Raw genomic sequence first — 15,979 nt, 5'->3', positions numbered from 1 at the left:
ATGAACAATATGTCAAACCAACTGCTCTATTAATGCAAACACTATTTTATAAAATTATATAAAAATAATTATTACCTTTTTTCAATTTGGCAAAACCCCACCATCTCAAATATGCTTAAGTGCACACTTGCGATATAATAATTAACGTTCACGCATACTTAAGCAAAATACTCTTGTTATAAAAATCTAGTAGTATACAATTTAAAAACGAAAAAATAGGAAACAAGCCATGTTAAATAAACGAAAATTTTATATTAATGGCCTCTGGAATGATCCGAGTACTCCCAATGATCTGTATGTCATTGACCCTTCAACAGAAGAAGCTTGCGCTATTATCAATATTAACAGTATCCAAGATACAGATAAAGCGATTGTAGCCGCTAAAAAGGCTTTTCAAAACTGGAAAACAACCACACCGAGTCAACGTCTTTCCTTTGTTAAAAAAATTTTAGAAATCTATGAAAAACGCTCTGAAGATATGGCTAAAGCCATTTCAATGGAAATGGGTGCGCCTATCGATATGGCACGCAATGCGCAAACTGCAGCTGGTAGTGATAATATTCGCGATTTCATTAAAGCTTTTGAAGAATTTTTATTCCAAAAAGCTTTAATAGAAGGAAACAATAACGCAATCCTTCAGTATGATTCTATCGGTGTTGTAGGATTGATCACTCCATGGAATTGGCCCATACATCAAATAACCCTTAAAGTTATCCCCGCATTATTGGCTGGTTGCACTATGGTTTTAAAACCCTCTGAAATTGCTCCTCTTTCAGCCATGCTCTTTGCTGAAATTTTAGATGAAGCTGCTCTACCTGCCGGTGTTTTTAATCTCATCAATGGCGATGGAGATAACGTAGGCTCTTATTTATCTTCTCATCCAGATATAGCAATGATTAGTTTTACCGGCTCAACCAGAGTAGGAAAAATTATTTCTAAAAACGCTAGTGATACTTTAAAGAGGGTCTGTCTAGAACTTGGAGGTAAAGGAGCCAATATCATCTTTGCCGACGCCGATATAGATGCCGTTCAACGCGGTGTACGGCACTGTTTTTACAATAGTGGGCAGAGTTGCAATGCACCAACGCGCATGCTTGTGGAACATTCAATCTATAATGAAGCTGTAAAAACAGCACAGCATATTGCGCAAACAACCACAGTAGCCCCAAACCACAAAGCAGGAGATCATATTGGCCCTGTAGTCTCAAAACAGCAATATGATAAAATCCAAGCCCTTATTCAATCTGGAATTGATGAGGGTGCAACTCTTGTCGCAGGTGGAATTGGTTTGCCCATAGGAATGACACGTGGTTATTATGTACGCCCAACAGTTTTTGCCGATGTTAAATCTGACATGCGCATTTTCCGAGAAGAAATATTTGGTCCAGTCCTTTCGATCCTTCCCTTTAATACAGAAGATGAGGCTGTAGCCTTGGCCAATGACACAGAATATGGACTCACAAATTATATACAATCGCAAGATCAAGCTAAATGTCGGCGTATCGCTGCACAATTGCGTTCTGGCATGGTGGAAATTAATGGACATGACTTACCAAATGGTAGTTATTTTGGAGGAGTAAAATTTTCCGGACGTGCCCGTGAAGGTGGAAGATGGGGAATTGAAGAATTTCTGGATACCAAAGCAATTTCGTACTGGTAAAAGAATCTCATAAAAAACTTCAAAAACAGGACCGTATGGTGATACAACAAATAACAGATGAAAGCGCTCTTGGGCAACGTATTGATCAATGGCTTGCCCAAAAATATCATAATGAGCTATCGCGTTCACGTTTGCAAACTCTGATACGTGAAGGTTACCTTAAAGTTGATGGTCAATTAATAAAAGAACCAAAAACAAAATTGCAACCTAACCAGGCGATTGAATTGATAATACCTCCTCTCAAGAACGTACATCTTGAAGGCGAGGCTATTGTACTTGACATTCTATTTGAAGATGATCACGTCATTGTTATCAATAAACCAGCTGGTCTTGTTGTCCATCCTGGTAATGGAAATTGGACTGGAACATTGGTTAATGCCCTTATTCACCATTGTGGTGATAGTTTATCTGGTATTGGTGGTGTTAAACGCCCTGGTATTGTCCACCGTCTTGACAAAAACACAAGCGGGGTGATGGTTGTTGCTAAAAATGACTTTGCTCATAAAAGTCTCAGTGCCCAATTTTCTGACCATGGGCGTACTTGCGCATTAGATCGGCGCTACCATGCTTTGATTTGGAACGCTCCACGTCGCAACATTGGAACAATTGATGTGCCCCTTGGCCGCTCCCCCCATAACCGAATAAAGCAAACTGTTGTCCGCCACCAAAATGTTCATGCTCGCCATGCTATTACGCATTTTTCTTTACTTGAAAAATATAAAACCTGTGCGGATGCAGAACCCTTCGCCAGCCTTCTGGAATGTCGCCTGGAAACTGGACGCACACATCAAATCCGTGTTCATATGGCCCATATCGGACATCCACTTGTAGGTGACACAGTTTATGGAAATGCCTTTAAAACAAAAGCGAATACTCTTAATTCGACGATTAAAAATGCTATTGATCAATTCAACCGGCAAGCACTTCATGCAGTTAGCCTAACTTTCGAGCATCCCGCTAAAGGTGAAATTATGTCTTTTTCCTCACCTCCTCCTCAAGATATGGCTGAACTTATCAATCATTTTAAAAAACTTGATTGGAACTTTTACCCATCTCAATGATTTCAATAATAAAATATCCATTTTCGAACAAAATTAAAAATTATAGTGATGGAAAAAAGAAAGAAATACTTATATAGTACTTGGAAATAGAATTCGCCTTATTAGGGAATTCATATGAAAGGAGGGTGCTATATGGCCCATGTAAATTTGCCATCAATCATAGCAGGTGATGGAGGTTTAAATCGTTACTTAGAAGAAATACGTCGTTTTCCAATGCTTAAGCCAAAAGAAGAGTATATGCTAGCTAAGCGGTATCGTGAACATGACGATCCAAAAGCTGCGCATAAACTAGTAACGAGTCATTTACGTCTCGTAGCTAAAATTGCAATAGGATATCGAGGTTATGGCTTACCTATTGGAGAGGTTATTTCAGAAGGTAATATTGGACTTATGCAAGCTGTTAAGCGTTTTGAACCAGAACGTGGATTCCGTCTTGCAACTTATGCGATGTGGTGGATTAAAGCATCGATCCAAGAATATGTTTTACGTTCTTGGAGTTTAGTAAAAATGGGAACAACTGCTAATCAAAAGCGTTTGTTCTTCAATCTTCGTAAACTAAAAAATAAACTTCAAGCTCTTGACAACGGTGATCTCAATGCAGAACAAGTCAAAGAGATCGCAACCCGATTAAATGTCACGGAAGATGAAGTTGTATCCATGAACCATCGGCTTAGCGGCGATACTTCACTCAATGCGCCTCTTCGTACAAAAGAAGGTGAGAAAACCGAATGGCAAGATTGGTTAGTTGATGATTCAAATAGCCAAGAGCAACTTTTAATTGAACAAGACGAATTAGAAAACCGCCGCTCTATGTTAATACACGCTATAGATAATCTTAATGAGCGTGAAAAGCATATATTTAAAGCACGCCGTTTAAGTGATGAATCGCTGACACTTGAAGAACTCTCAAATACATTCAACATCAGTCGAGAGCGTGTAAGACAAATCGAAATGCGTGCATTTGAAAAAGTGCGCAATTCTATTAAAGCAGCTATTCTATCCCAGAAAAAAGCACAACAACAGCGCTCTTTGCGCATTTGTGAAGTGAATCGGAATTAAAGTAGAGAGATACCTCAACCCATCTTAAACCAACCTATTAAAAGGTTGGTTTATAGGGGTTGAGCTCTTTTTTCATTTTAATATATTATTTCCTAATCAAAAATTGTTTGTTTTGCTGTTTGTGCAAGCCATTGTTCAATAACTTCATTAAAAATAGCCTTGCCTGTTGGCCCTTTTGTAAAAGTTAATTCGCTCATATGGCCGTTTTTGTCACTTATCACCAAATGAATCCAATCTAATTCGCGAATTATTTGTAAGTTTTGGTCAAGAAATGGATGATTGTTACTTAATGCAAAAAGAAAAAAATCATCATCAATCTTAGCTATAGAAGCTCTTTCTAAGGGTTGACCGACTGCTTGTTTACTGGCCTTAAAGGTTAACTCTTTAATATCATGTATTGCTTGACCTGAAAATTTATCAGTAGTCATAAAAACAAGATCCATAATATAAGCTGTAGGGAAAGATGGATCAACATTACGGCGCAAAGTTAACTGTAATAATAACCCCTCACTTGGAATGTTTATATCACCTCGTATAGCTAATTCTTCTGGTGCATTTTTAACAGAAGCTTCTTTTATAAGCGACCACCAAACATTACCCATTACCACTTTTTCTGAATCATGATCTGCATGTGTCTTATAGAATATAGCTTCACCTGGATGTTCAATTGTTTTCGAATTGCCAGCAACAACTGTTGATGCCTCTTCCTCACTCAGTTCTGTTTTTTTATCTTTTTTTTCAATTGAACCAGCATCAATTTCACTCCCATCTTCTAATAAGCGTTGCGTCAACTTTTGATTAGCTTGGCCCTCTTTTTGTAATCCATTAGAAGCTTGAATATTTACCTCTTGTATCTGATTATTGTATGATGTGAACATATATTCACCAACAAAAAAAGCGCCGATCAATAGAATTAAAAAAACAATAAAAATAACGATACCTATTAAGATACGCTTTTTTATAATTGACCGATTAGCACGCCGAAGAGCCTGAGCAAAAATATGTGAAACAACATGAGAAGTATCTGTTTGTAAAGCTACATTTTTTCGAGTATTTTTTTTAATATTCAAATGCACTTTACTCGAACAAGGAGCTAAAGAAGTATCCATATCGGTAGGCTCTGTATTTGACACTTTCGATTCTACAGAAAGCTTATCAGGCGTTTTTTTACTCTTTCTACCACTAACAGGTGGTTGTTGCTTTTTTTCTTCTGTAACTACAGCTGATGTATCACCACTTTGTGATAGTATAGACTTTTGTACATTTTCGTTATTGTTATCTTTACCTGTAAGATCCCACCCCATAACCGAAGAAAGCAACTCTTTTTCAGCAGTTAAATATTCCTCTTCAATAGCCACAATAGCACTTTGTAAAGCCTGTCTTTGTGCATCTGCCATTTTTTGGGGCATTTTTATTTCTAAAAATTTATGCTCTAGTATTTCAAAGGCTTGTTTATAAATCCGCTCACGCAACTGTGGTGTAATATTATTTTGTGCATCAATTTTCTTTTTTAAAATCCCAATGAAATCTACCATATTTTATATAGTCTTTCTCAAATTTAAGAAAAATTTAGTTCACAAAAGCTTAAACCGTTTGCAGTCTCTCTTCTTGAATCTTATAAATTGATTATAATTTATTGGCACAAAATACTGTAGCAGTTTTAAAACGCATAAAAAATAAAGAAAATATAGGATTAAAGCCAATATTGAAATTTATAAACAACGACTAATCTGCAAAAGGATCAGTAATCATAATTGTATTTTTACGCTCAGAGCCAGTTGACAATAAAGCTATTGGTACACCTATCAATTTCTCAATATAGCGTATATATTCTATAGCCTGCACCGGTAATTCTGCCCAGCTCTTTGCGCACGCTGTCGTTTCCTTCCAACCTTTTAATGTTTCATAAATTGGCTTCACATGAGCTTGCGCCTCCATAGAAGATGGTAAATAATCAATTCTTTTACCATCAAGTTCATAACCCACACAAATTTTAATTTCTTCTAAGCCATCCAGAACATCAAGTTTTGTCAGTGCAATACCATGAATGCCGCAAATACCTACCGTCTGACGTACTAAAACAGCATCAAACCAACCGCATCGACGTTTTCGGCCAGTCACAACACCAAACTCATTCCCATGCGTCCCAAGAAATTCACCAACATCATTTATCTGCTCTGTTGGAAATGGCCCCTCCCCCACACGTGTTGTATAAGCCTTTGTAATACCTAAAACATAATGGATTGAACCAGGCCCCATACCTGACCCTACAGCAGCTTGCCCAGAAACTGTATTAGACGATGTCACATAAGGATAAGTCCCAAAATCATTATCTAACAACGCGCCTTGCGCACCTTCAAAAAGAATGCGCTTTCCCATTTGACAGCTTTCATTCAAAAGACGCCATGTACAATCCATAAAGGGTATAATTTTATCCGCCACCTGCATTAATTCATCATATAGAGTTTGTGAATTAATTTCTGCAATTCCCATACCACGACGTAAAACATTATGATGTTCCAAAAGCCGCTCGATCTTAGCCATAAGTGTATCAGCTTCAGCCAAATCCATCACACGGATAGATCGACGGCCTACTTTATCTTCATAAGCAGGACCGATACCACGCTTTGTTGTACCAATTGGCAAACTTGAAATATTATTTTCTCTCACTGTATCAAGATCACGGTGTACAGAAAGAATTAAAGGAGCATTTTCAGCAATACGCAAAATTTCTGGTGTAATCTTTACACCCTGAGAATACAACTTGTTTAATTCCGCAACAAAATGATGGGGATCAACCACAACACCATTACCAATAATTGACAACTTTCCACGAATCAAACCTGACGGTAAAAGTGATAATTTATAACTCACCCCGTCAACAACCAATGTATGACCTGCATTATGCCCCCCTTGATATCGGACAACAATATCTGCACGTTCTGACAACCAATCTACAATTTTACCTTTGCCCTCATCGCCCCATTGTGTGCCGACCACTACTACATTGGCCATAATTTTCTCCGTCGTGTTTGGTGAAATAACGCCAGCACCCCAAAACAAGAGGCTTTTTATAGACAGATCCTATAAAAAGTGCGACTTTTCATTTCAACTTTTTGCCGATTTTATATTATTAAGCCACAAATTCCTCGATAATCAAGATAAATCACACCATAAGTACCAATTTAGCTCATTTTTTCTTGTCTTTTCCAACATATGGCGAATAACTAATTTGTACATCCCGATCTTTAAAACCTAAACAATAGTTTGTATAATTTAGCTGATATAAACACACAAAGTATCACATAAGTTTTTTCATTTTATTTGCTTAAAAAACAGCATTATGAAAACATTAAAAGTTATTTAAAGATGAGCTTTTTCAACTTGAAATGCCCATTCAAGCCAATTTGTTAATAACTTAAGATCAGAAGCTTCAATTGTTGCACCAGTCCAAATCCGAAACCCTGGAGGTGCATCCCGATAAGCACCAATATCATAAGCAACACCAGCTTTCTCAAGACGGGTTACAATCGCTTCTACAAAAGACCTCTGCCCTTTAATATCCAGATTAGCAATAATTGGATCCACAATTGTTAAACAAACAGATGTATTAGAACGTGTCTGAGGGACCTTTGCTAAATGTTCTAACCAAAGTGTTCTGCGGACAAAACTATTAAGAACGGCAAAGTTTTCATCAGCTCGCCTTATTAAGGCCTGCAAACCACCTAGAGATTTTGCCCACCTTAATGCATCAAGATAATCTTCAACACACAACAAAGAAGGTGTATTAATCGTCTCACCATTAAAGATACCTTCGTTTAATTTTCCATCTTTTGTCATACGGAAAATTTTAGGCAAAGGCCAAGCTGGACTATAATGCTCAAGCCGCCTCACAGCACGAGGACTTAAAATCAACATACCATGAGCTGCTTCACCACCTAAAACTTTTTGCCACGAAAAAGTAACAACATCTAATCTTGAAAAATCAAGATTTTGTGCAAAAACTGCTGATGTTGCATCACAAATTGTTAATCCTTCACGTTTCTTTGGAATGAAATATGCATTAGGAACGCGCACACCTGAAGTTGTCCCATTCCATGTGAATACAACATCACGATCAAAATCAATTTGTGTTAAGTCTGGCAATTCACCATAAGGTGCTTCCAACCGACGCACATCAGAAAGTTTTAATTGCTCAACAACATCGGTAATCCAACCTGAACCAAAGCTTTCCCAAGCCACCATATCAACACCGCGTTCCCCCAATAAAGACCACAGAGCCATCTCAACAGCACCTGTATCCGAGGCAGGAACAATACCAATACGATAATCAGAAGGAACATTAAGGATATCATGGGTTAAACTAATAACTTCAGAAAGTTTTAATTTGCTCATTTGGGCGCGATGCGAACGCCCAAGTAATGCATTTTCAAGAACCTCCACACTCCACCCAGGCCTCTTACTACAAGGACCTGAAGAAAAATGAGGATTATTTGGACGAGAACACGGCTCCTTCAACAATATCATTATTCCATTCCGACAAAAAGCTCACTTTTCGTTGAAAAAAATCGCTTATAAAAACGTTACTCTTATAGCTCAATTATGCGAGCATAAAGAATGTTTTCCATTTTTTTGTATAAAATTAAACATAAAAAAAGCCATTATGAATAACACTTCAATCAAGAGCACTTTTAATTAAAATTGTTCTTTATTTACATCAAAAGAAGATAGTATTCTAACCACAACACATCTAATTTACCACAAAATACTTATCAAATTAATTTCACAAAAGAATAATCATAATATCTGAAATATAAAGATAAACTTGTAAAAATTGATTATTTTTATTTTGACGGCTAGACAGCGAGAATTTTAATGTTATAACCGCACACGTTTCATATATTTATTGAAACGTGCCCAGATAGCTCAGTTGGTAGAGCAGCGGACTGAAAATCCGCGTGTCCGTGGTTCGAATCCGCGTCTGGGCACCAGCCTCTTTTTTATAGCGTATAACCCATTGATTTTATTGCTATTTATTTAAGGTTAGGGATAAAATAATAAGGGTTAGGGAATAGGATTTTGCAATTTGTCTTTCCAAACTGCATTAAGATCATCCTGATTTCTTGTTAATAGGTCTCCACCCACAGGAACGTTTTCCGTTTTGGTTATGCTTTAAAATGTCTCGTGCTAAGTTTGGACTGATTGCATTGAGATCTTGCCTCTCCAAATATATTGGCAACCACCCGAGACAAGAAGTGTATTCATTTTTTGCGCACCCACTCAGAAAGATCAGAGCGTATATCCACATCACTTTTCTTGTTAACTTCATCTTCTACTTCAAACCGTGTTATAGCTATTTTTAAAGTTTTCTCAGTCCGTTTGCGTTGCTCAACTTTCTTTCCAAACCGAAAAATCTTAGCTAAAGTTACAAAAAAAGCGGCAAAAGCCGCCGCCACCATCAGTAAGTATTTCTTTCCCCACCAAATCATAACCGTTGCTCCCAAAAACGTTGAGCAACAAAAGCAACGCCTACACAAGCTGCTAAAACCATAATTGCAGCAAAAGCCCACTGAACCGGACCATTACCAGCAAGCAACCCTCCAAGCCCAGAAAAAGACCCGATGATGGGAGCTAACATTTCTACTTTAAAAGCACTTGTTGATTCTTTTGCTTCTACTGCTTGATAATTAGAAGAAACATAAGCACTCGTTGCCCATAACCCCGCTTCAGCAGCACGCCTGTGGACTAACCCTTTCAAACGTTTGCCATCAGCCATTGTCCATTTTTGTAATTCAGCCGGTACAGCTTCATAATCCCCTTTATTAAGCTTTTTAAGCAAGGTAGAGCGTTGAAAAGCATTCACACCAACATTATAACAAAATGAAACAAGAGCCCCAAACTGCTCATCACTTAAATCAACGCAAACTGATTTTTCTACTGCTGCTTCATATTTCTGCAAATCAGTTAACAGCATGGTTTCAGCTTTTTGCTTGGTAATCACCATACCCTCAACAACATCTGGTTTACCAGCTTTTCCCGTATGGCCATATCCAATGGTCCAAACACCAGATGCATCTTGATAAGCGTTCAGTCGCAAACCTTCCCATTTTTTTAAATAGTTTAAACAGTCTTTACTTATTCTTCGTGCCATCGTTTCATTCCATTTCTATAAATACACTTTAATTAATACAGCGCCGTCTCCCCCAGCACCACTCGATGAAGATGTCGCATCTTTCCCGGGAAAATATCCACCACCGCCACCATGGTAACTCTTATCTTTGCCAACACTCCCCCATCCCCCATGACCACCCCACATGCTATGCCCCCCACGTCCTCTAACACCATTATCACCGTTTTTTTCCTTACCTTTTCCACCTAAGCCACCCCCTGCCCCTCCTCCTCCACCACCATAAACACTGTCTCCACCATTACCGCCCATGCCGCCTTTACCACCAATTCCTTGATCACAATCACCGCCTTTACCTCCAACACTACCTCCTCCGCCACCACCCCACATACTATTGCCTCCTTTACCACCCCGACCGCCTTCACCACCTAAACCACTTTTGCTGCTACTGACCCAGCCCCCATGACCACCCCAACCTCCAACACCGCCACAGTTATATATACTGTTTCCACCATCGCCACCTCCGCCGCCTTTACCACCATTACCGGCACGCCCACCTTCACCGCCTCTACCTCCATTACCGGCACTTTTTAAAAAATTATCGCCCCCTATGCCCCCTCTGCCCCCTTGCCCTCCAGTGCCATTTTTACCGCCTTTGCCCCCTTCACCCCCATTACCACCAAATCCACCTAGCCTACCAACTTCACCATTCTTGCCATCACCCCCAATACCATTTTGATCCTCTGCATCAGCTCCATTATCGCCCTTGGCACCATGAATACCACTAGGATCGTATCCGAAAGAACCACCAGAAGCTGTAATAAATTGACCAACTTTTGTGTTTTTTCCAGCAAAACTGCTATTCTCAGCTGTCCCCCCACCCTTGCCGATAGTTACTTTACTGTCGCCAAGAAACTTTTTCTTTGTTCTCACATAAACACAACACCCACCATTACCACCATGACGAGCATTATTATCACCAGCATTACCACCACCCCAAGCCCATATTTCAAGCTCGGTATCTTCAGTAACACCTTCTGGCCATGCAATTTCCCCACTTTCCGTCATAAAAATCTCAACAGGTTTGCTAATGCCCACACCCACACTATTACTGCTGCCACCATTACCACTTCCAGCATTTGCTTTGATAGAAGCAACAAGGTGAGCCGGGGATATCAATGCATTTTCTGCTTTGATGCCATCAATCCAATCTTGCTTTTCAAGAGGATGAATAAGATCAACTGCTTTTTGCACCTTATCGGCAGTCTTTTGTGCAGCCACTGCAGTGCTTTGTGCATCTTTTGCTGTATTTAAGGCACCTGTCACTTCTTCTTGCACCTTATCGGCAGTTTCTTGCGCCTTATCTGCCACTGTTTTTGCACTTGTCGCTGCTTCCTTTGCATCCACGACATTACTGTATACCTTATCAGCAGTTTCTTTTGCATCCTTTGCTACGCTTAAAGCATCAGCTGCCGTTTCTTTTGCAGCCTCTGCAGTGCTTTGCACCTTATCGGCAGTCTCTTGTGCAGCCACAGCAGTCTCTTGTGCCTTATCAGCAGTACTCTGAGAATCTTTTGCAGTGCTTTGTGCATCTTTAGCTATGCTTAAAGCATTCTCCGCAATCTCCTTAGTCTCACCGGCTAGATTGACCCCACATTGAGCTGTTGTTTGTGCTTGTTGTGCAGCCTCTTCAATTTGATCAATCTTTGTAATCTGGATACGTTCTTGAGGCGTTAGGATAAGATGCTTCTCTCCCTCTTTCATATGATCCATAGCAAAAACATCTTTTGCTATTTTATCTGGATCATAAACTGATTTTGACATCGCAAGAGATTTTGATAATGCAAAATGATTGATGGTATCTTTAAGATCGACAGGCGATATAGGATAATTGATATCCTCATCTGCCTTCTTCCATTTTTCTATTGTAGGGCATTCAGAACTTATCCATTGTAGCTTTACCCTTTCTTCTGCAGTCAAAATCTTCTTTGTATCACCTTCAACCATATTCTCCATAGAGAAGGCATCTGACCTCACATGAGTAGGATCATAAATAGCAACACTCATATCACCAATTCCCAAAGGCGATAGCTTTATCCAGCCACTACCCGATAAAACTGTATTCTCATGAGGATCCCCACTGGTGTTGATATCATTAACTGTAACCGTATCTTTGTAAGCCAGTGCTCCAACATCTCTTTTTGCAACGGCTTCATCAGCTTTCTTCCCTTGAGCAGCAGTCGCAAAATAACCCATAGAATAAGCCGCTGCACTGCCTAATGAAGAGGGTGCAACAACCTTACTGTCTAAAACACCTTCTTTGACTTCCTTATTTGTTGCTGGTTCAATTTCAAACTTGTGTGTGTGATAGGGAATAGGCATCGCTTTAAATTCCTTAATTTATATCCTCGGGATGTATTAGATTGACAAGTTGTAAACGCAATTCATCAATGGCTTTTTGCAAAGCTTTAATGCGTTGATCTGTTTCTTTTTGATAAGCTGTAAAAGCGCTTGAAAGATCATGTTGAATATCGTCTTTGACCTTATCAAGGATCTTATTTAAGGGCGCATGAACTAATCTATGACTTGCATAAAAAAGAACACGAATCTGCCCTGTGTCGGCAATCTCATCAATTGCCGAGGGACTATTGATCATCTTTAAAAAACCTTATGATTTTATGGCGTAAACAACCGTTGTATTAACAGGGCGGGTTTCTGCTGCACCTGTTGAAGAAATCGTTGCACTATGCGTATGTGCACCTGCTGAGCCTGTATTTGCTCTTATATTTTGGTTATAAAAGGCAGGGTTTTTTCCACCAATAGGACTGCCAGGTATTCTTAACGCCTCATACTGAAACTGGTGCACATGCGCCCCTGCTGATTGAACGGTGCAGTTATGTGTATGCGCTTTCAAGCTATCTTGCTGCTTTTCAGCAAACTTTCTATCTTTATCTATACCGCGCCCATCATCAAAACCACGTAAAAACATCCCCCTAAAATCGGGTACCTTAAAAGTAGTATCACTATCTGTCCCCCAATGCTCACCTATTGCTTTGAATAAACGAGGATATTTTACACGCTCATAACTTGCACCATCACACAAAAGCCAACCATTAGGTAATGCTTTCATAGCAAATGTCGCAATAAACCCAGGGGGAAAAATTTCTATCTGAGGAGGTGTTTTTGGGGTTGGGTTTAATAAATACCAACCATCAAGACTTCTTGTTAGTGTGCTGTTATTATAGATCAGCTCATAAATGCCATCCTTTTGCAGCTCACCGCCTTCTAAGGATATAACACCTGCATCGGTCATCTTATAAACAGGCTTTTCACTCAAACGATTGACGGTTATTGTTGTCGCACCAACATTTGTGTCGCTTGCTCTAAAACGTATAAAGACATCATTCTTATATTCCGTGATGGGGGAAATCGTGTTCAATGTAATTGATGTTGTCTTACCTTCACTATTGACGATAAATTTTGCTTCAATTGTCCCGCCATTATCTGCAAGATATTCTCGTATACGCTGCATCATAGCACGGGCACTATTATTAACAGAACTAGGCGGCTGTCCTTGTGCCCAATTAATAATATCATCTGAGTGTGCGTTTGTATCCGCTGTCAGTGACCAATCATAAATATCAGACATTATAAACTCCTGCCCTTGTTAAGAACTCTTTGCGCAATTGATCTCCTCTTTGTCGACCAGTTAAAGAAGAAACAGGTTGACGCCGTGACGGATCAATCAAAGGCGTTAAATCCGCAGGGCGTGTCCCACCTTGTGCAAACACAGGTTGCTGCATCATTTGATTTTGTGCCATCTGTATCTGTTGATCATAATTTTGCGCATTCTCTTTGATTAACTGCGTCAAACCTGCCACGCCTTTTTTTAGAAAATCAGCATGACCACCCTGCTCCTGCAATGGAGCATTCTGTGCCACCAATTGATCACCCTGCATTACATTTTGAAGTCTTTGCATGCCACGTGGTGGAACTGTATTCCTATAACCTTGCTCAGGTTGTGCTGTTCTATTGTACTGCTGATAAACATGATTCATAAAATCACCTGCTGTTGCACCAGGGCGGCCACCATTAAGCGCTATTGCCTGGGCGCTTAACAGCTGGCTTGCTGGTGCATCGGGGTTCTTAATAAGCCTTGCAGCCCCCGCTGGCCCTTGTTGGTGTGCTAAGTAAAGTTCAGCTTCTGAAGGGGCTCTTCCCAAAGCTGTTTGCAAATAACGAATATTGTCTTTGGTTAACCGCGCCATCGCATCAATCGATTGAAGGGGATCAAACTTATTATCCAGCTTATATTGGCGTGCTGTGGAATCTAAAAATTGATAAAGCCCACCTGCACTACTGTTCTTATTTCTTGCATTGGGATCACCACCACTTTCTATCATCGCAACGCGTTTAAGAAAGCTTTCGGGTAAATCATACCTTTGTGCCGCTTGGGAAATGGCACTGTGAACATGAGGATGAAAATTAATCATTAATTTTTAAGCCATCTAGTATAGCTGCCCGTCGATAGAACATTAAGCAAATTGATGAACTTTACAAGTTCTTCTTGTGTGATTAAACGCTTCTGTTCTGCTTTACGAAACTTGTTAATTAACTCAACAGATTTTTGTCTCGATAACCTAACATCCCCACGTTCATGGGCTGTTATCAGTTCTGCAATATCTCTCTCGACATTTCTATCGATTGATGACACTCCACGCTTTACTGGTCCTGTAAAAAAATTCATTATTGTAGTACGAAGGCTAGACTTACTTACATTATCAAGTGCTTCTCCTGCCTTTGATCCGAGCTCACCCTCGTTCCTTGGAAGGCGCGCAAATAACTCTGATCTCTCAACCTCTGGCCGTAAAGCTTTCACCATTTGGTTTGCTTTATCCTCACCATAAATCAGCCGTAATTTCTCTTGTCCACTTTGCGTATTAAACAAACTTGAAAGATTATTTTCAGGGCTTTGTACATTGGCTGCTGCATGTTCTATCTGTGAACGTGCACCTTTTCTAAACGCATCCAGTTCTTTAGATTCCAAGCCTGAAAGCTGATTTTTGATCATATCAAGCGTAACATTCTTATCAAACGCTTTTTCACCCTGAGATAAGGCATTACCCAGAGTGCGCTCGTCATGGTAAAATTTGCGCGCCTGGGTGTAATGTGGAGATGATGTATCTAAAACACGAAGCAAACGTTCCTTCACATTCATCAAATCTGCAGCATGTGTTTGATTGTCTTCTCTGAGAGCTAATTTAATCTGATTGTCTATATCGCCCTTTATTCTGTGCAAAATCCGCATACTCATTTCTGGATTTTTACGATTTGCCCTAACTGTTTCATCTCCCACATTCAACAAACCCGCAATTGCTTTTTTACGTGCATCATTAAACGCAGGACTGTCCTCTAAAAGAGGTAAATCCTTCACAACAGACTCTGCAATGGGTGCAGTAAATGCCTTTTCATAGAGCGGTTCAGCCTCTCTTTTTGCGTTGTTAATAATGTCTTGCTTTAAATCAAGTGTATTGACTTTCTCACCAAGTGCTTCATTCAGCCTTTCCCTTACACGTTGAGTACTTTCAGCTTGCCTAGCTCCTAAACGATTGCTCATTGTTGAATGTGTAGGATAGTCTTTTTTTGCCTCTCTTAAGGCCCGTGCAGCAAGCTGATCACTTAAATCAATGATCATTGAATCAGGGCCTTTCCACTTTAAAGCCTTGTCAAGATCATGAATACCTGCACTGTCTAAAGCACGACTTATCTCTTTAAGCGCTTTGTTGCTTATTTGAACTTCACCTGGTTGACTTCCACGAACCCATTTTGGAAGCGTTTTTTTAACAAAAGAAGGCGTTGCACTAGCTGGTTTTGTGACAAGAGGCGCTGCTGCTGATAGAGCAAAAGGCGCAGCACCACCAAATAACCCACCAAATCCAGTAGTTACTATAGTATTCCCCCAACCTTCCCCTTCACCACTTCCTGCTATAGCTCCATAGATTCCACCGATTTTTGCAGCGCGTATTGTATTAAACTTTGCTACTGCTTTTTTTGCCGCTGCTTCCCCTGCAA

At 39.7% G+C, this 15,979-nt stretch carries 13 protein-coding genes and 1 tRNA gene; 4 read left to right on the top strand and 10 right to left on the bottom strand.

From position 1 onward, the window contains the following. Positions 1 to 229 precede the first annotated feature (229 nt). The 3 genes from J7R05_RS06060 (at position 230) to rpoH (ending at position 3,780) form a co-directional block, all read left to right on the top strand. A complete protein-coding gene (locus J7R05_RS06060; protein WP_208541620.1) occupies positions 230 to 1,660 on the top strand; it encodes an aldehyde dehydrogenase family protein in 1,431 nt (476 codons plus the stop codon). 35 nt (positions 1,661 to 1,695) lie between these two features. Beyond that, a complete protein-coding gene (locus J7R05_RS06055) occupies positions 1,696 to 2,721 on the top strand; it encodes an RluA family pseudouridine synthase (RefSeq protein ID WP_208541619.1) in 1,026 nt (341 codons plus the stop codon). Positions 2,722 to 2,853: 132 nt separating this feature from the next. Beyond that, the gene (rpoH, locus tag J7R05_RS06050; RefSeq protein ID WP_208541618.1) at positions 2,854 to 3,780 is read left to right on the top strand and encodes an RNA polymerase sigma factor RpoH; all 927 of its coding nucleotides are present in this window, start codon (positions 2,854 to 2,856) and stop codon (positions 3,778 to 3,780) included. 92 nt (positions 3,781 to 3,872) lie between these two features. Here rpoH and J7R05_RS06045 read toward each other — a convergent pair whose 3' ends face one another. From J7R05_RS06045 to J7R05_RS06035, 3 genes are all read right to left on the bottom strand, one after another. Continuing rightward, positions 3,873 to 5,315, bottom strand: a complete 1,443-nt coding sequence (locus J7R05_RS06045; RefSeq protein ID WP_208541617.1) for a hypothetical protein — start codon at positions 5,313 to 5,315, stop codon at positions 3,873 to 3,875. A gap of 190 nt (positions 5,316 to 5,505) precedes the next feature. After that, positions 5,506 to 6,795: an adenylosuccinate synthase gene (locus tag J7R05_RS06040; protein WP_208541616.1), complete on the bottom strand. Its 1,290-nt coding sequence runs from the start codon at positions 6,793 to 6,795 to the stop codon at positions 5,506 to 5,508. A 348-nt stretch (positions 6,796 to 7,143) separates the two neighbouring features. Further along, positions 7,144 to 8,307: a phosphoserine transaminase gene (locus J7R05_RS06035; RefSeq protein ID WP_208541615.1), complete on the bottom strand. Its 1,164-nt coding sequence runs from the start codon at positions 8,305 to 8,307 to the stop codon at positions 7,144 to 7,146. A 388-nt stretch (positions 8,308 to 8,695) separates the two neighbouring features. Between J7R05_RS06035 and J7R05_RS06030 the strand changes: the two genes are divergently transcribed. After that, positions 8,696 to 8,771, top strand: a tRNA-Phe gene (locus J7R05_RS06030). A gap of 270 nt (positions 8,772 to 9,041) precedes the next feature. Here J7R05_RS06030 and J7R05_RS06025 read toward each other — a convergent pair. The 7 genes from J7R05_RS06025 to J7R05_RS05995 form a co-directional block, all read right to left on the bottom strand. Continuing rightward, on the bottom strand, positions 9,042 to 9,269 hold the full coding sequence (locus tag J7R05_RS06025; RefSeq protein ID WP_078689431.1) for a hypothetical protein: 228 nt from the start codon (positions 9,267 to 9,269) through the stop codon (positions 9,042 to 9,044). Then, on the bottom strand, positions 9,266 to 9,931 hold the full coding sequence (locus J7R05_RS06020; protein WP_078689430.1) for a lysozyme: 666 nt from the start codon (positions 9,929 to 9,931) through the stop codon (positions 9,266 to 9,268). Before J7R05_RS06020 ends, J7R05_RS06025 begins: the two co-directional genes overlap by 4 nt. A 15-nt stretch (positions 9,932 to 9,946) precedes the next feature. Further along, positions 9,947 to 12,289 carry a hypothetical protein gene (locus tag J7R05_RS09535; RefSeq protein WP_208541614.1) on the bottom strand — a complete coding sequence of 781 codons (2,343 nt, stop codon included), beginning with the start codon at positions 12,287 to 12,289 and terminating at the stop codon, positions 9,947 to 9,949. Positions 12,290 to 12,302: 13 nt separating this feature from the next. Continuing rightward, the gene (locus J7R05_RS06010) at positions 12,303 to 12,563 is read right to left on the bottom strand and encodes a hypothetical protein (RefSeq protein WP_208541613.1); all 261 of its coding nucleotides are present in this window, start codon (positions 12,561 to 12,563) and stop codon (positions 12,303 to 12,305) included. 12 nt (positions 12,564 to 12,575) lie between these two features. Further along, the gene (locus J7R05_RS06005; RefSeq protein ID WP_208541612.1) at positions 12,576 to 13,556 is read right to left on the bottom strand and encodes a tail fiber protein; all 981 of its coding nucleotides are present in this window, start codon (positions 13,554 to 13,556) and stop codon (positions 12,576 to 12,578) included. Further along, positions 13,549 to 14,400, bottom strand: a complete 852-nt coding sequence (locus tag J7R05_RS06000; protein ID WP_208541611.1) for a transglycosylase SLT domain-containing protein — start codon at positions 14,398 to 14,400, stop codon at positions 13,549 to 13,551. Before J7R05_RS06000 ends, J7R05_RS06005 begins: the two co-directional genes overlap by 8 nt. Beyond that, a partial coding sequence (locus J7R05_RS05995) for a hypothetical protein (protein WP_208541610.1) occupies positions 14,400 to 15,979 on the bottom strand: 1,580 nt, incomplete at its 5' end. The genes J7R05_RS06000 and J7R05_RS05995, both read right to left, overlap by 1 nt.

It is taken from the genome of Bartonella capreoli, assembly GCF_902813205.1.
Lineage (GTDB): Bacteria > Pseudomonadota > Alphaproteobacteria > Rhizobiales > Rhizobiaceae > Bartonella > Bartonella schoenbuchensis.
The sequence above is the reverse complement of the archived record's forward strand: the minus strand, read 5'-3'. Positions and strand labels throughout refer to the sequence as shown.